Here is an 18,573-nt window from a genome sequence, read left to right as displayed (position 1 = left end):
GGCCGGGCACGCGGTGGTTCTACCAGGTCCTCGACGCGTACCGCTTGCCGTCGATGTAGACGAATACCTGGGTGCCCCCATAGCCGTAGAAGCAGCGGAGCTGAACCGATCCGTTTCCGGAGAAGGACCGGGTGCCTTCACTCGCACCGCCGTACGTCCTCCGCGACGGCTCGAGGATGTTGTGGTCACCGGAGGTCGCCGGGTTGGTGCCCGACCAGCACTCGATCCGGTGGCTACCGCTCGGGAAGTCCTGGTAGTTGAGCTTGAAGTAGGCGCACGCGCTGGTGCTGCAGTCGGGGTCGTTGACCGAGTTGCCACGCGTCACCCACGCCTGCGGGTCGGGCTGGGCGTCGGACCTGGCCTCGGCACAGCTCTGATTGCTCTGCCCCTCCGAGTCCGTGACGGTGACGCAGGCGCGCTTCACCTCGCTGTAGCCCGCAGAGGCGGACTTGGTCCCGCTCTTCTGCGTGCTGGTGATCGCACCGCTCACCACCACGGTGGTGGCCCGGCCGTTCGTGGCACGCGCATCCCAATTGAAGGTCACCTGCCGGTCGCCACCGGTGGCGCTGATCGACGGCTTGGGTACCGGCCCGTACGGCGTCACCGCGTTGGACGGGGCCGACGGCTCCGAGCACGTGTACGCGTTGCACGCGCGCACCGTGAACGTGTACGACGTGCCGTTGCTCAGGCCCGTGTAGGTGTACGACGTCGCGTTGCCCGCGCTCTTCCAGGGCATGCCGCTGGCCTGCACCTCGTACCGCGGGCCGGTGCCCCGGAACTCGCCGATGGCGCCCCACTGCACGTCGGCCTGGCCGCTCGTGTTGGAGCCCAGCCTGGCCGTCGGCTGGCCGGGCCTGTCCGGGGTGCCGTACGGCACCACCTCGTTCGAGAAGGGGCTCGCGGGCCCCTCGCCCGCCTTGTTCGTGGCCCGGACCCGGAACGTGTACGAGGAACCGGTCGAGAGGTCCTGGACCGTCTGCTCCGTCGCCGTGGTGTCGATGGCGCGGTCGAGCTGACCGTCCTTGTAGACGCCCAGCCAGTACTTGTCGATGGCGTCACCGTTGTTCGCGGGCGCGTTCCACGTGACGGTGATCTGGCCGCCGACGGCCGTGTTCACCCGGGTGGCCTTCGGTGCCGCCGGGGCGGCGGGAGGCGCGGCGGGCGTCTCCGGCGCGGACGGCTCGCTCCAGTCCGACGGATCGGGGGCGTCGTTCTTCGCCTGCACGCTGACGGTGTAGGCGGTGCCGTTCGAGAGCCCGTCCCAGACGGTCTGGCCGCCCTCCACGCAGGTCTTCTGGGTCACGCCGTTGGTCGGCGGCGGGCTGATCTCCAGGTTGACGCACTCGATCGGCGACCGGTCGGTGTAGGTGCGGTTCTTCCACGTGACCGTGAGCTCGCTGTCACCGAACTTCAGCGACGGCGGCGCGGGCTTCTCCGGCTTCTCGTCGGGTCGCGCCTCACGCGACGCCGGCGACGGGTCGGACTCACCCACGTCGTTGGTGGCCGTCACCGTGAAGGTGTACTTCACGTTGTTCTGCAGCCCGTCGAACGTGCACGTGGTCGTGGAGCACGCGTGCTCCTGGCCGGTGTTGGTCCTGAGGGTGTACCCCGTGATGTCGGAGCCATTGTTGTTGGGCTGGTCCCACGTCAGCACGACGGTCTCGGACCGCACCTCCTCGACGCGCGGGGCGCGCGGCGCCTCCGGCCTGCCGAGCACCGTGAGCTTCGCGATGCCGTCCACCTCACGGTCCGGGTCCTTCGTGGCGTCCTGCACGCGGTAGCGCACAAGCATCGCACCGGTGAAGTCCTCGTCGGGCGTCACCACGAGCTGGTTGCCGCTGTAGACCGCCTGTCCCATGCCCGTGTCGATCGTCGGGGAACCCGACAGCGTGAGCGGGTCCTCCGGGAACGGGTTCGTGTCGTTGTCGAGCACCGACATCGTCTCCGCCTCGCCCTGGTGGGCGTCGCGCACCACGTCCTCCGTCGTCTGCACCAGCGGCCGCGTGGACGCCACCACCTCGACGGTCAGCTTGGCCTCGACCGGCGGGTTCATGCCGTCGGACACCGTGAGCGGCAGCTCCCGGAACGTGCCCTTCGTGACGGACGGCTCGACCTGGCCGGTCACCGTGGCGCCGGAGACCGACGTCGTGATGCCCTCGCCGCCCGTGACCTCGAACGTCAGCGGGTCCTTGTCCGGGTCCTTGACGTACCGCGAGAGGTCGACGGTCGCCTCCTCACCGGCGGCCACCTCGAGCACGGGCGTGCCGGTGATCTTCGGCGGCATGTTCTTGGCCGGGCTCACGTCGATCGGCAGCGTCAGCACGGACGTGAGGCCCTCGTCGTCGTCCGGACCGTCGCCGTCGGTCACCTCGAAGCTGACCGAGGCGGCACCCGCGTAGTCCTTGGCCGAGGTGTAGACCACGGTGTCGTGGTCGGTCACGGTGACCGTGCCCTCGACCGCCTTGACCGTGTCCTCCTCGGTGATCCGCGGCTCGCGGTCCTCCCGGACCACCACGTACTCGGCGAGGTCGATGGTGAGCGGCTCGCCGCTCGTGGCCTTGAGCGGGCCCTGGCCGGGCTTCACGTGCGGCCTGGACTGGTCGCCCGGCACCCGCACGAACGCCTTGGCCTCCAGCCCGTCCATGTCGGTCACCGTGTAGGTGACGACCCGCGCGCTCTCGGTGAGCTGCACCTCGAGCGAGCCCGAGTCGGTGACCCGCACGCCCTCGAGGGAGTCGTCGACCGACACCTCGAGGTCGGCCGCGACGCCGTCCGGGTCCACGTCGTTGTCGAGCACCTTGACCGTCACGCTGGAGGCGCCCTCCACGTCGTCGGCCGTCACCACGTCGTCGTGCGCGACGGGGCGCAGCAGCGGCGCCTCCTCGTCCACGTTCACCGTGATGGCGCCGCTCGCGCGAGCCTTGAAGGTGTCCTGGATGCTGTAGTAGAAGGAGTAGGCCCCCTCCTCGCCCGGGGCCTCGACCACCACGTCGTCGTCCACGGCCTTCGGGTTCACGTCGTCGTTGCCCTCGAAGCCCTTGGCCACCAGGCCGATCTGGTCGCCGTCGGGGTCCGAGTCGTTGTCGAGCGCGGCCACCGCCACGGTGCGGCCCGGGCGGACGCGCGTCTCGTCGTCGATCGCCTGCGGCTCCTGGTTGGTCGCGGGAGGCGTCGCGATGCCGACCCGCACCGTGCCCTCGGCGGGGGCGCCGCGCGTGTCCATCACCTGGTAGGTGAACGTGTCCAGGCCGCTCCCGTCGTCCGCCGCCTGGTAGTCGATGAACCCGTCCACGATCGTGGCGGTGCCCTGGCTCGGCGCCCCCGAGATCGAGCTCAGGGTCACGTAGTCGCCGTCGGGGTCGGTCCCGTCCAGCGGCAGCGGGATGCGGACGATGCCGCCGCTGAGCACGCGGGCCTCGATGTCGGGCAGCTGCGGGGCGCCGTTCTGCGGGTCGTCCACCACGTTGATGGTGACCTGCGCGGAGTCCTTCTGCCCGTTGCTGTCCTCCACCTCGTAGACCGCGTGGTAGGTCCCGGCCTCCTGCCCGGCCCGGAACCGCACGGTGTCCTCCGAGACGAACGCCTCGCCCGCCTCGGCGGGCGGTGCCTCCTGCAGCTCGTCGGTGAGCTTCATCTCGAGGCCGTCCGGGTGCGTGTCGTTCTTCAGCACCGGGATGGTCACGACGTCGCCCACGTGGACGGTCGCCTCGTCGGCCCCGGCCTCCGGGGGACGTAGCTGAGCCGGCGCGGGGATGGGCACCACGCGGATCTGGCCGGTGCTGGTCCCCGAGCCGTTAGCCACGGTGTAGTCCAGCACCACCGCCTGGTCGAGGCGCTTGATCTCGGAGACCTTCAGGATCTGGTGGTTGAGCACGGACACGCTCACCGGGGCGTCCGCCGGCACGTCGACGCCCTGCACCACGAGCACGCCGCCCGCCGGGTCGGTGTCGTTCGCCAGCACGTCCACCAGTGCCGTGCCGCCGGTCGGGAGCAGCACCTGGTCCGACACGGCCACGGGCGATCGCGCCTCGTCGGACGGCTGGATGACGTCCACCCGGACCAGACCCATCGTCGGCAGGGGCCCGTCGGTGATCTGGTAGGTGACGTCGTACGAGCCCGGCTTGTCGCTCTCGAACTTGAACGTACCGGCCGTCGGGTTCTGCTCGATCGTGGCGTCGCGCACCTCGGCGACGCTGGTCAGGCGGATCTTGTCGCCGTTCGGGTCGAAGTCGTTCTTCAGCGGGTCGATCGTGATCGGCTCGCCGGCGAGCACGGTGACGTGGTCCTGCACCGCGACCGGCTGCACGTTGGACGCGAGCACGTCGATCAGGAGCGTGCCCTCGACGGGCAGTCCCTCCGCGTCCGACACCGTGACGTCCACGATCTTGCTGCCGGTCGCGGCGCCGCCGTCGCGGAACTCGATGGAGCCGTCCGGGCGGAACCGCACCTCGTCACGCTTGTCGGCGGTGCTCGCGTTCGTCAGGAACAGGTCGTCGCCGTCCGGGTCCTGGAAGTACGGCAGCACCTTGATGGTCCCGAGCTCGTCCTGGCCCACCCGCAGCACGGGCTTGCCGGTCTGGACGGGCGGGTTGTTCTCCTCGAGCGGCACCACCTTGACGTCGACCGACGAGGTGGCCGTGCCGCCCTCGCGCCCGTCGTCGACCTCGTACTCGAAGCTGGTGGTACCCGTCGCGTCGGCCGGCACGTTCGCCTGCAGCGCGGCGCCGTTGAGCACACGGTCGACGGCGATGTCGCCCTTGGGCTCACCCTTGACCGACGCCGTCATCACGTCGCCGTCGCGGTCGAAGTCGTTGCCCAGCACGTTGAGCACCGTGGTGCGGCCGGGCCGCACGCCGAACGTGTCGGGCTTGGGCTCCGGCGGGCGGTTCGCCTGGTCGCGCTTGGCCACGAACTGGTCGACGTGCTCCGGCGTGGTGTCCTCGGACTCGGTCTTCTCGCCCTCGGCGTCCTCCGGCATCGTGAGGTCCCAGTCGTCGACCTTCTCGAACTCGTCGGCGGCCATCCACAGGGCGCCGTCCCCGACGTCGTTCAGCACGATGACGTTCCGGTTCACGCGGTAGACGAGGTTCGCGGCGGCGTCGACGCCCTCCAGCATCTGGTCCACGTCGTTGTCCGGCCCGGGGCAGTCCCGGACGACCTGGCCCGACTGGGACCACGCGCCGTAGGTGCAGTCACCGAGCTGCACGGGCGCCGAGGGGTTGCCGGACGCCGTGCGCGTGGTCGACTCACCGCCGCCGAGCGGCTGGGAGACCAGGCCCTTGGTCGTGGCGAGCACCACGTCGGACGAGTCGGCGGAGGGCTGCTGGAGCATGCCCTGCGTGCCGTCGTCGATCTCCACGGTGTCGCCGCCGGGGAGCACGAGCGTCCCCGTCGACCGGTCCAGCACCACCGGCTCGTCGCCCACCGCGGAGACCTGCACCTCGGCGTCGGGCTTGACCGGGAGCTCGGACTCCTCCGGCTCCTCCGCGACGCCCTGCGTGCCGGTGGGGATCGTGTAGAGCGTGCCGTCGGACGGGACGGCGACGAAGACGGTGCCGTCGTTGCTCACCGCGACCTCACCGCCCGGGCCCGCCTTGAGGACCGGCTTCATCTCCTTCTCGTCGAACGCCACGGCGCCGTCGAACGGGATGACCCAGGTGCGGCCGGTCTCGCCGTCGTACACGGCGGTCGTGGCGCCGCCGGCCGCGGTCTTCGCACCCGCGGGGAACTTCATGGTGCCGTCCAGCGCCAGCAGTGCCGGGTCGACCGGGCTGGCGGACGAGTCACCGATGTTGTCGAGGAGCACACGCTGCGCGTCCTGCTCCACGTCGAAGCTCGTCGAGTTGGCGAACAGCGTGCCGTCGAGGGCCTTGGCCTCGTAGTTGAACCGCCCGAGCTTGCCCGACGCCATCTGGGTCACCCAGACGCCGGAGTCGTTGAGCTCGACGTCGGCCGTCGCCTCGCCTTCGTAGAGGAGCGCGAAGCCGACGAGGCCTGCACCGAAGAGGGTTACCGCACCGATCGATGCCACTGACCGGCGATTTTCGTACACGCGTGAGACAAAGCTCATGCGTCCTCCTCTTCGTTACTCCAGCGAAGTCTGTTCGCCCGGACCGCACACACAGGCGCAACGGGAGCACCTTACCGGGAGGTCGGGTGAATCGTCCTGAAGTTTTGGTGGGCAGGACTACCCATGGCGGTCGCCCGGTTTGTTCGGATCTGTCTGGTGTTCAGCGGGTGACCGCCCCGTGGCGGTCACCCGCGGCGTCACCAACGCAGGCGGTTGGACGATCCCAGCTCCTGCGTCTCCACCCAGGTGTCCTCGCCGGTATACCCGTGCATGCAGTCCGACTGACCGGACCAGTTGCCGTTCGCGTCCGTGCGGAGCGGGACACCCCACGCCTGGCCCCACCAGTTCCCGTCCTCCCACCGCGGGAAGTACACCTGACCCGACGGGTCGTGCTGGGTGGACAGGCAACGCATGGTGAACGCCGCGTTGGGCTCCCAGCCGGTGATGTTCATGTTGATCCAGCGGCACGCGGAGCCCTGGTTGCAGCCGGACGAGTTCGACCCGTCGGCACCCTTCGAGATCGTGAAGCTGCGGTGGGCCGGGTTCGGGTTGGTGCGCCCGCTGGCCGACGCCGACGTGCCGCACCCGGCGGCGTTGCAGGCCTGTGCCTCGACCGTGTAGGTGGTGCTGTACGCCGGTCCGACGTCGACGGTGCCGCCCGACGCCCCCATGCTCTGCCAACCGCCACCGTTCACGCGGTACCGCATCGAGTCGACGGCCCTGCCGCCGTTGTTGCCGGGCGGCGACACCGTGAACCGGCCCTCCGACGAGGACCGCAGCGCCCAGGTGACGCCGGGAGCGCCCGGCGTCGTGTAGGGCGTGACCGGGTTCGAGCTACCCGTCCAGGCCGAGCACGTGTACTGGTTGCAGGCACGGACCTGGAACCGGTACTGCGAGCCGTTGGCCAGGCCGGTGACGGTGTGCGGCGAGGTCGCGGCGCGTGCCGCCACCCCGTTGCCCTGGACCTCGTACCGGTGCGCCGGGCCACGGAAGCTGTCGGAGGAGATGCCGTCCCACCGCACGATCGCCTGGCCGCTCGTGTTGCTGCCGAGCTCCGCCGTCGGTGTACCGGGCACCTGCGGCGTGCCGTACGGCACCTGCGCGGCCGAGCGGTCGCTGGCCGGGGACTTCCCTGCCTTGTTCTCCGCCGTGACGGAGAACGTGTAGGACGCCTCCGACGACAGCCCGGAGACCACCTGCGACGTGCCCGTGACGGTCTGGGTCTCCTTCTTGGCCCCGTTCTCGAACACGTCGAGGTGGTACTTCTCGACGGGGTCGCCGTTGTTCGTCGGCTCCGTCCACGAGACGGTGATCTGCCCGCCGAGGGAGTTGTCCACCCGCTGGGCGGTCGGCGCCGCGGGCTCGGCCGGCGGCGCGGCAGGGATCTCGGGCGCCGAGGCGTCGCTCCAGTCGGACGGCTGCGGTGCGGCGTTCACGGCCTGCACCGTCACCGTGTACGCGGTGCCGTTGGACAACCCGTCCCAGACGGTCGACGCTCCCGTGACGCACTGCTTCTGCAGCACGCCGTCGGCCGGCGCCGGGCTGATCTCGAGGTTGATGCACTCGATGGGTGAGCGGTCGGTGTACGTGCGGTTCTGCCAGTCGACGGTCAGGGCCGAGTCGCCGAACGTCAGCGTCGGCGGCTCGGGCTTGTCGGGCTTCTCGTCGGGGCGCGCGTCCTCCGACGGCCCCGACGGCTCCGACTCCCCCACCTCGTTGGTCGCGGTGACCGTGAAGTTGTAGACCACGTCGTTCTTGAGGCCGGTCACGGTGCACGTCGTGGACCGGCACTGCGTGGTGTCACCCTTGCCGGACCGCGCGGTGTACCCGGTGATCTCGGCGCCGTTGTCGGCCGGCGGATCCCACGCGAGCACCACGGTTCCGGACCGCACCTCCTCGACCTGCGGGGCGCGCGGCGCCTCCGGCCTGCCCAGCACCGTCAGCCGGACGGTGCCCTCGACCTCCCGGCCGGGGTCGGCGGTCGCGTCCGCCACGCGGTAGCGCACCACCAGGGTGCCCACGAAGCTGTCCGACGGCGTCACGAGCACGCCCGAGTCCGACGGCTCGGCGGTGCCGTTGCCCGTCTCGACGACGGCCCCGACGACCTTCAGGGGCTCCTCGGGGAACGGGTTGGCGTCGTTCGCCAGGACGTCCACCGGAACCGGCTCGCCCTGGTGCACGTCGGCCACCTCGTCAGGGTTGGCGCGGGCCAGCGGGCGGGTGGAGGCCACGACGGTGACGGCCAGCTCGCCTGCGACGGGCGGGTGCCCGCCGTCGGACACGGTGTACGGGACGACCGCCCGTGTGCCCTTCGGGACCGACGGCTGTGCCTGCGCGAGGACGGTCGCCCCCTCGGTACCCAGCGTGATGCCCTCGGCCTGGCCCGTGACCTCGATGGTCAGGGGGTCGCCCTCCGGGTCGACGACCACACGCGACAGGTCGAGCGCGGCCTCCTCGCCGGCCGCCACCTCGAGCAGGGCGGTGCCCTTGATCTCGGGCGGCTGGTTGCGGCTCGCCCGGACGTCGATCGGCAGGGTGAGCACGGCGGTGCGGCCCTCCGGGTCGTCGGGTCCGTCGCCGTCGGTCACCTCGAACGTGACCGAGGCCGGCCCCACGTAGTCATCGGAGGACGTGAAGGTCAGCTCCGTCGGGCCGACGACCTCGCGGGTGCCCTCGACGGCGGTGACCTTCTCCTCGACGGTGAACCGCGGCTCGTGGCCGTCGGCCACCTCGACGTGCTCGGTGATGTCGATCTCGAACGTCTCGCCGGCGAACGTCTCCAGCGCCTCGACGGGCTGCTTCAGGTGCGGCAGCGAGCCGTCGCGCGGGACGCGCAGGAAGGCTTTCGCGGTCAGCCCGTCCAGGTCGGTCACCGTGTAGGTGAGCACCTGCGGGTCCTCGGTGAGGGCGACCGTGACGTCACCGCCGTCGCCGAGGGTGACGCCTTCGGGCAGCTCGCCGCGCTCGTCGACCACGGCGACCTCCAGGTCCGCGGCGACGCCGTCGGGGTCCGTGTCGTTGCGCAGCAGGTCGAGGGTCACCGAGTCGGAGGTGACGTCGGTGGGCGAGACCACGTCGTCGCGGGCCACCGGGCGCAGGAGCGGGGCGTCCTCGGCGACCTCGACGGTGACCGAGCCGGTGGCCCGGGCCGCGTAGGTGTCCTCGATGCCGTAGTAGAAGGTGGTGGTGCCCTCGTCGTCGGGCGTGGTAACGACGACCATGTCGTCGACCACCCGGGGGTCCAGCTCACCAGCGCCCTCGAACGACTTCGGCACCAGGCCCACCTGGTCGCCGTCCGGGTCCGAGTCGTTGGCCAGCGCGTCCACGGCGACCTCCCGGCCCGGGCGCACCAGCGACTCGTCGCCGCCCGCCGTGGGCGGCTGGTTCACGCCGGGGGGCTGTGCCACGCCGACGGCGACCGTGCCCTCGGCGGAGGCGCCGCGCGTGTCGGTCACGGCGTACCGGAACTCGTCGGCGCCGGCGGCGTCCTTGGCCGCCTCGTACTCGAGGAACCCGTCGACCACGCGGACCGTGCCCTGCTCCGGCGGGGCGGACAGCCCGTCGAGCGTCACGTGGTCGCCGTCCGGGTCGCTGCCGTCCAGGGGCAGCGCGATGCGCGTGACCGCTCCGGCGAGCACCCGTGCCGTGGTGTCCGGCGGCTGCGGCGGCGCGTTCTCCAGGGTGTCCGTCACGTTGATGGTGACCTGTGCGGAGTCCTTCTGACCGTTGCTGTCCCGCACCTCGTAGACGAGGTGCACGGTGCCGGCGTCGGAACCCGCCTTGAACCGCACGGTGTCCTCCGAGACGAAGGCCTCGCCGGACTCCGGCTCCTCGACCAGCTCCGGCGACAGCGTGAGCTCCAGCCCGTCCGGGTGGGAGTCGTTCCGCAGCACCGGCACCGTCACGATGTCGCCCGCGTGCACCGTCGCGTCGTCCGCCACCGCCTCCGGCGGACGCAGCTTGGTGGGTGCGGCGACCGGCACCACCCGCACCTGGCCGACTGCGGTCTGCGTGCCGTTCGACGCCGTGTACCGCAGCGTCACCGGGCGGTCGAGCCGCTCCGTCTCGGCCACCCGCAGCACGTGATGGTCCAGCACGACGGCGGTCACGCCGGGATCGGCGTCGACCGACGAGGCGACGAGCACGCCACCGGCGGGGTCGGTGTCGTTCGCCAGCACGTCCACGAGGGCCGAGCCGCCGGCGGGGAGCAGCACGGTGTCGGCGACGACGACCGGTGGGCCCGCGGCGTCGGGGGGCGCGAGCACGTCCACCCGCACCAGCCCCATCGTGGACTCCGGACCGTCGCTGACCTGGTAGGTGAGGTCATAGCTGCCCGGCTCCTGGCTCACGAACCGGAAGCTGCCCGCCGGGTAGTTCTCGGTGATCGTGGCCGGCGCCTGCTCGGAGACGCTGACCAGGCGGAGCTGGTCGCCGTTCGGGTCGGTGTCGTTGCGCAGCGGCCGCACGGTGACCGGATCGCCCGCGAGGACCGACACGTGGTCGGCCACGGCGACGGGCGGCTCCTGCGTGGCGATCACGTCCACCAGCAGCTTTCCCTCGCCCACCTGGTCCAGCCCGTCCGACACGGTGAGCTCGACGATCTTGCGGCCGGTGGCCGTGCCGCCGTCGCGGAACTCGACGGTGCCGTCCGGGCGGAACCGGACCTCGTCCATCGGGTCGGCCGTGGTGGCGCTCGACAGGATGAGGTCGTCCCCGTCCGGGTCGCGCCAGAACGGCAGCACCTTGATCGTCGAGGCGCCGCCCTGCGCGACCCGCAGCACCGGCTCACCCTTCGGAACGGGCGCCGCGTTCTCGCTGAGCGGCACCACGCGCACCTGGACCTGCGCCTCCGCGGTACCACCGCGCCCGTCGTCGACCGTGTAGGCGAAGGTGGTGCTGCCCGTCGCCGTCTCCGGCACGTTCGCCTGGAGCGCCGCGCCGTCGAGCACCCGGTCCACCGACACCTCGGCGCCTCGCGCGGCCGCCGGGCCGCTGCCCGGAGCGGCCGGGGCGACCGACGCGGTCAGCACGTCACCGTCCGGGTCCATGTCGTTGCCGAGCACGTCGAGCACCGTGGTCCGGCCCGGCCGCACCCCGAGGTCGTCGTCCTTGGCCTCCGGGGGCCGGTTCGGCTTGTCGCGCTGCGCGATGAAGCTGTCCACCATCTCCGGCGTGGTGGTCTCCGACTCGGTCTTCTCACCCTCCGCGTCCTCGGGCATCGTGAGGTCCCAGTCGTCGACCTCCTCGAAGTCGTCGGAGGCCATCCACAGCGTGCCCGCCGCGACGTCGTTCAGCACGATCACCGAGCGGTTGACCCGGTAGGCGAGCTCGCCCTCCGCACCCTCCAGGCGCTGGTCGGCGTCACGGTCGGTGCCGGCGCAGTCGCGGACCACCTGCCCGGTGCCCGACCAGGCCCCGTACGTGCAGCCCGCGAGCTGGACCGGTGCGGCCGGGGTGCCCTGTCCGACGCGGGTCGTGGCGTCTCCGCCGCCGAGCGGCTGCGTGACCAGGCCCTTGGGCGTCGCGACGACGACGGCCGCCGCTTTCGACGACGGCTGCTGCAGCCGCGCCTCGGCGCCGTCGGCCATGTCCACGACGTCGCCGCCGGGCAGGACCAGCGCCGAGGCCGTCCGGTCCAGCACCACCGGCCGGTCGCCCACCGCGGTGACCTCGACCTCGGCGCGCTTGCCGACGGGCAGCTCCGACTCGGACACCTCGCCGGCGGCACCGGTGGCCCCTGTCGCCACGGTGACGAGCCGGCCCTGCGCGGGAACCGCCGCGAACACCGTTCCGTCCGTGCCGACGGCGACGCGAGCGCCCGGGGCGAGCTCCACCGTCGGCTCCAGGTCCGCCTCGCTGAACTGGACGGCTCCGTCGAACGGGAGCACCCACAGGCGGCCGTCCTCCGGGTCGAGGACGGCGGTGGTCGGACCGCCCGATGCGACCACGGCCCCCGCGGGCATCGTCAGGGTGCCCTGCAGTGCCAGGTGCGCCGGGTCGACCGGGCTCGCGGTCGCGGTGCCCGGGTCGGTCATCAGCACGCGGTACTCGGCCTGCTGCACGTCGAAGGTCGACGAGCCGGACAGCAGCGTGCCGTCGAGCGCCTGCGCCTCGCTGTTGAACCGGCCGAGCAGGCCGGCCGACGTCTTGGTGACCCACACGCCGGAGTCGTCCAGGTCGACCTCGGCCGTGGCCTCGCCTTCGTGCAGCAGCATGAGGAGCACCAGTGCTCCGGCGAAGAGTGCCACGACACCGCCCGAGACGATCGAGCGGGTCGGCAGCTTCAGTCCGGGCACAGCTCTTCCTCACTTCTGGTCAACGACGGTGGCGGCAGCCTAGCGGCGGCCTCTGACACGCGGTGGGCGACCGGACCAGGGCGCGGGGGTGAATTCGGGTCGCACCGGGATCACCAGGTGATGTGCGTGGCGTCCCCCCAGGCCCCGGTCTTGATCCAGACGTCCGACCCCGACCGGCCCCAGGAACAGGCGATCTCGGCGTCGATGGCCCCGTTCGAGTCCAGCGTGAGCCGGTTGCCGAACCGGTCGTCGTTCTCGAAGTACCTTCTGCCCTCGTTGAACCGGTCGGGGTAGAACCCCGCGCCGTCGGCGTAGCACTGCACCCCGAACGTCGTGTCGGGGCGACCGTTGCGCACCACGACCTTGAGGTAGTTCTCCCCGTTGCCCGCGCTGCTGCCCTTGGCCGTGCGCACCGACCGGTTCGTCTCGCTCGATCCGGTGGTCCCCGACTTCTCGACCCAGTCGCCGCACCCCGCCTCGTTGCAGCTCCGGGCCCTGAGCGTGTAGCTCTTGTTCGGCGCGGTGGGGACGGTGACCCGCCGCTCGGCGATGGGGGACATCCCTTCGCGGTTCGCGTCGCCGCTCAGGACCCACCGCGTCTCCGTGACGTCGCGCCCGCCGTCGTTGCTCGCACGGTAGAGCGTGAAGTAGCCGTCGTCGGTCAGGTCCCCCGTCCAGTCGATGCTGGGGCGGCCCGGCACGGTGTACGGGTCGACGGCGTTGGACCGGTCCGTCCAGGCGGAGCACGCGTAGGCGTTGCACGCCCGCACGTCGAAGGTGTGGTCCCGCCCGTTCTCCAGGCCGCTGAAGGTGTTCGGGGAGCCTGAGGCCCGCTTCTCCGTCGAGCCGTCCGCCCGCAGCTCGTAGTACGGGCCGTTGCCACGGAACTCGTCGATCTCGCCCCAGGAGACCCTGGCCTTGCCGTCCGTGTTGCCCGTGATCAACGCCGCCCGCGGGGTGCCGGGCACCACCGGTATGCCGTACGGCTCCAGCGCGGCCGACCGCGGGCTCTCCGGGGAGTCACCCGCCTTGTTCTCCGCGACGACCGTGAACTGGTAGGAGGACCGCTGGTCGAGTCCCTGGAGCTTCTTGGAGGTGCCGGTCACCGGTACGGTGCGCTTCCTGCTCCCGTTCTGGTATACGCCGAGGTGATACGTCTCGACCGCCGCGCCGTTGGTCACCGGTTCCGTCCAGCGCACGGTGATCTGCCCGCCCACCGCGGTGTCCAGGCGCGACGCGGTCGGGGCGGCGGGACGGGCGGGCGGGGCCGCCGGTGTCTCCGGCGCCGAGGGGTCGGACCAGTCCGACGGGTCTGGTGCCGCGTTCCGCGCCTGCACCCGCACGGTGTAGGCCGTGCCGTTGCGCAGCCCGTCCCACACGGTCCGCGTGCCGTCGAGGCACGTCTTCTGCACCTGGCCGGACGGGGGCGCCGGGCTGATCTCCAGGTTGACGCACTCGATGGGCGACCGGTCGGTGTACGAGCGGTTCTTCCACGTCACCGTCAGCCGCTCGTCACCGAACACGAGCGCCGGCGCCGCGGGCGGGTCCGGCTTCTCGTCGGGGCGCGCCTCCTCGGACGCCTCGGACTCCCCCGAGGTGCCCACCTCGTTCTTCGCCGTCACCGTGAAGGTGTACGTCTGGTCGTTCGTGAGACCCGTGATCGTGCAGGTGGTCGTGGGACAGGTCGTGGTGCCACCCCGGCTGGGCCGGACGCGGTACTCGGTGATCTCCGCCCCGTTGTCCGACGGCGGGTCCCAGCTCAGCACGACCGTCTCGGACCGGACCTCCTCGACGGTCGGGGGGCGCGGCGTCTCGGGCGCTCCGAGCACCGTCACGCGGGCCGTGCCCTCGACCTCGCGGGTGGGGTCGTCCGTCGCGTCGGTCACCCGGTAGCGCACCACGGCCACCCCGTGGAAGTCGGCGGGCGGGGTGACCCGCACGCCGTCCCCCGCGGTCTCCACGGTGCCCCGGCCCGACTCGAGCCGGGCGGAGACGAGCCGCAGCGGGTCCTCCGGGAACGGGTTGACGTCGTTCTCCAGCACGTCCACGGTGACCGGCTCGCCCTGGTGCGCGTCCGGCACCTCGTCGGTCGTGGCGCGCGCGAGCGGGCGCGTCGAGGCCACCACCGTGAGGTCGAGCCGGCCGGCGACGGGCGGGTGCGCGCCGTCGGACACCGTGAAGCCGACGGTGGCGCTGGTGCCCTTCGGCACGTCCGGTGCCGCGGTGGCCAGGACGGTCGTGCCCTCCGTCGCGAGGCTCAACCCGTCCGCGCCGTCCACCGTCACGGTCAGCGGGTCGTCGTCGGGGTCGGTGACGAAGCGGGCGAGGTCCAGCGCCGTCTCCTCGCCCGCCGCGGCCTCCAGGGCGGGAGTGCCGGTGATCTCGGGCGGCTCGTTCGCCCCCGGCAGCACCATGATCGGCAGCGTGAGCAGGGCGGTCCGCCCGTCCGGGTCGTCGATGCCCGTGCCGTCGGTGACCTCGAACGTCAGGGCGGCCGGGCCGGAGTAGTCCTCGTGCGGGGTGTAGGTGACCGCCGCCGGTCCCGTGACCTCGTGGTCCCCCTCGGTGGCCGCGACCTTCGCCTCCTCGGTGATCCGCGGCGTACGTCCTTCGGCCACCACCACGTACTCGGTGAGGTCCAGCGCGGTGGGCGCACCCGCAGGCACCTCGACCGGCGCCAGGTCCTCGCGCAGCCGGGGCAGCGTGCCGTCCCGCGGCACCCGGAGGAACGCCTTGCCCGTCAGGCCGTCGGGGTCGGTGACCTCGTACGTGATGACCTGGGCGTGCGCAGTGAGCGGCACGACGACCTCCCCGTCGTCGGTCACCGTGGCACCGTCCGGTCCCTGGCCCGGCACCGTGACCTCGAGGTCGGCGGCGAGCCCGTCCGGGTCGACGTCGTTCCCCGTGACGTCCACGGTCACGGTGGGTGACGTGACGTCCTCGGGGGCCACCGCGTCGTCCCGCGCGACCGGACGTAGCAGCGGCGCGTCCCTGGCCACCTCCACCGTGATCGCACCCGTCGCCCGCGCCGCGAACGAGTCCTCGATGCCGTAGTAGAACGTATGGGTCGCCTCGCCGTCGGGCGCCGTGACGACCACGAGGTCGTCCACCACCTCTGGCGTGAGCTCGGCGGTGCCGTCGAAGGACTTCGGCACCAGGCCCACCTGGTCGCCGTTCGGGTCGGAGTCGTTCGCCAGCGCGTCGATGCCGATCGTCCGGCCCGGACGCACCGACACCTCGTCGTCGACGGCGAGCGGCGCCTGGTTCACCTGCGGCGGTGTCGCGACCCCGACGCGGACGGTGCCGGTGGCGGTCGCGCCGCGCGTGTCCGTGACGGAGTAGGTGAGCAGGTCCTCACCCGCTGCGTTCGCCGAGGCCTCGTACTCCAGGTACCCGTCGACGATGTCGACGGTGCCCATCGTCGGCGCCGACGTGATGGCCTCGAGCCGCACGTGGTCCCCGTCGGGGTCGCTGCCCTCCAGCGGGAGCGACACCCGGGTGCTCGCGCCGGCCAGCACCCGGGCCGTGGCGTCGGGCGGCTGGGGGGCCGCGTTCTCGTCGTCGTCCACGACCGTCACGGTCACCTGGGCGGAGTCCTTCTGGCCGTGGGGGTCCGTGACCTCGTAGACCAGGTGCACGGTGCCGCCCTGGCCGGCACCCGCCTTGAACCGCACGGCGTCCTCGGAGACGAACGCCTCGCCCGCCTCCGGCCGCTCGACCAGGTCCTCGGCGAGCGTGAGCTCCAGCCCGTCCGGGTGGGAGTCGTTGGCCAGCACCGGGATGGTGACCACGTCGCCGGCGTGCACCGTCGCCTCGTCCGCCGCGGCCTCCGGCGGGCGCAGCTTCGTCGCGGCGGGCACCGGCACCACCCGCACCTGGCCCACCGACGTGCCCGTACCGTTCGCCGCGGTGTACTCGAGGGTGACCGGCCCCTCGGGACGTCTGACCTCACTGAGGCGCAGCACGTGGTGGTCCAGCACCGCCGCCGTCACCGGGGCGCCGTCGGGCACGGTCACCGACTGCACGACGAGCACGCCGCCGGACGGGTCGGTGTCGTTCGCCAGCACGTCCACCAGCGCGGAGCCGCCGGCCGGCAGCAGCACCGTGTCCGTCACCGTCACCGGCGCGCCGTCCTGCTGCGGCGGCGGCAGCACGTCCACGCGGACGAGCCCCAGTGTCGCCTCCGGGCCGTCGCTCACCTGATAGGTCAGGTCGTAGCTGCCGGGCTCCTGGCTCACGAACCGGAACGAGCCCGCAGCGAAGTTCGGCGTGATGGTCGCCGGAGCCTGCTCGCCCACGTCCGCCAGCCGGAGCCGGTCACCGTTGGGGTCGGTGTCGTTCGTCAGCGGGTAGACCGTCACCGGCTGTCCCGCGGGAACCGCCACGTGGTCCCCGACGGCCACCGGCGGCTGCTCCGCGGCGACCACGTCGATCAGGAGCCGTCCCTCGCCCACCATGCCGCCGCTGTCGCTCACCGTGAGCTCGACGATCTTGCGGCCCGTCGCGTCGCCGCCGTCGCGGAACTCGACGGAGCCGTCCGGCCGGAACCGGATCTCGTCGGTGGTGTCACCGGTGGCGGCGCTCGACAGCACGAGGTCGTCGCCGTCGGGGTCGCGCCAGTACGGCAGCACGTCGATCGTCGCCTCGCCGCCCTGCGCCACCCGGAGCACCGGTTCGCCCTCGGCCGCGGGCGGCTCGTTCTCCTCCGGCGGCACCACACGGACCCGCACCTTCGCGTCGGCCGTACCGCCACGGCCGTCGTCGACCGTGTACGTGAACGTCGCCGAGCCCGACGCCTCCGCCGACACGTCGGCCTGGAGCGCCAGGCCGTCCAGCACCCGGTGCACGGTGATGCCGGTGGCCTTGTCGGGCGGTCGCGCCACCGACACGGTCATCACGTCGCCGTCGGGGTCGGTGTCGTTGCCCAGCACGTTCAGCACGGTCGTGCGCCCCGGCCGGACGCCCAGGTCGTCGTCCGCCGGCGTCGGCGCCCGGTTGGGCTTGTCCCGCTCGGCCACGAACTGGTCCACCAGCTCGGGCGTCGTCGTCTCCGTCTCGGTCTGCTCCCCCTCTGCCTCCTCCGGCATGGTGAGGTCCCAGTCGTCGACCTTCTCGAAGTCGTCGGCGGCCATCCACACGGTGCCCGCCGCGACGTCGTTCAGCACGACGACGTCACGGTTGACCCGGTAGGCGAGCTCGCCGTCCGCCCCCTCCAGGGACTCGTCCACGTCGCGGTCCGTGCCCGGACAGTCCCGCACGACCTGGCCGGTGCCCGACCACGCGCCGAAGGTGCAGGCACCGACCTGGACGGGCGCGGCGGGGACGCCGCCCGCCACGCGCGTCGTCGACTCCCCGCCGCCCAGGGGCTGCGCGACCAGCCCGGTGGGTGTGCCGACCACCACGGAGCGCTTCTCGTCCGACGGCTGCTGCAGCCGCGCCTCCGCGCCGTCGGGGAGGTCCACCACCTCGCCACCGGGCAGCACCAGGGCGGACGCGGTGCGGTCGAGCACCACCGGCTCGTCACCGACGGTGGTGACCTCCACCTCGGCGTCCTCCGCCACCGGGAGGTCGTTCTCGGTGACCTCGCCCGGCGCACCCTGGGTGCCCGTGTCGACCCGGTACAGCGTCCCGTCCGACGGGACGGCGACGAACACCGTCCCGTCCGTCGCGACGGTGAGCCGTCCACCCGTGCCTACCTCGACCGTCGGCTCGAGCTCCTCCTCGTCGAAGGCGGTCACCCCGTCGAACGGAAGCACCCACAGACGGCCGTCCTCGGGGTCGAGGATCGCGGTGGCCGGACCGCCGGACGCGACGGCGGCGCCCCTCGGCGCCTGCACCGGCCCGGCGAGAGCGAGCTGGGCGGGATCGACAGGGCTCGCCGACGACGCCCCGGCGTCGGTCAGCAGCACGCGCCCCTCGTCCTGCTGCACGTCGAACGTCGAGGACCCGGCGAGGAGGGTGCTGTCGAGCGCGCCCGCCTCGTCGTTGAAGCGGCCCAGCTTGCCCGACGCCGTCTGCGTGACCCAGACGCCGGAGTCGTTGAGCTCGAGCTCCGCCGTGGCCTCGCCGTCCTGCAGGAACGCGAGGGCCACCAGCGCACCGCTGAAGAGCGCCACCAGTACCCACGACACCACGAACCCGGCCGTCGCCCTGAACCCGCCCTCGACCTCTGCCACCGAACGCCCCTTCAACAGGCTGCATCCTAGC

General features: G+C 72.2%; 3 protein-coding genes. All 3 read right to left on the bottom strand.

What is annotated here, in order from left to right:
* Window positions 1-19: 19 nt before the first annotated feature.
* A complete protein-coding gene (locus tag ACYVK7_RS22790) occupies window positions 20-6,070 on the bottom strand; it encodes an Ig-like domain-containing protein (protein ID WP_460890005.1) in 6,051 nt (2,016 codons plus the stop codon).
* 197 nt (window positions 6,071-6,267) lie between these two features.
* Window positions 6,268-12,366, bottom strand: coding sequence for an Ig-like domain-containing protein (locus tag ACYVK7_RS22785; RefSeq protein ID WP_460890004.1), 6,099 nt, complete (start codon window positions 12,364-12,366; stop codon window positions 6,268-6,270).
* A gap of 110 nt (window positions 12,367-12,476) precedes the next feature.
* A complete protein-coding gene (locus ACYVK7_RS22780; RefSeq protein ID WP_460890003.1) occupies window positions 12,477-18,542 on the bottom strand; it encodes an Ig-like domain-containing protein in 6,066 nt (2,021 codons plus the stop codon).
* Window positions 18,543-18,573: the final 31 nt, after the last annotated feature.

The organism is Promicromonospora xylanilytica (assembly GCF_054782895.1).
The sequence above is the reverse complement of the archived record's forward strand: the minus strand, read 5'-3'. Positions and strand labels throughout refer to the sequence as shown.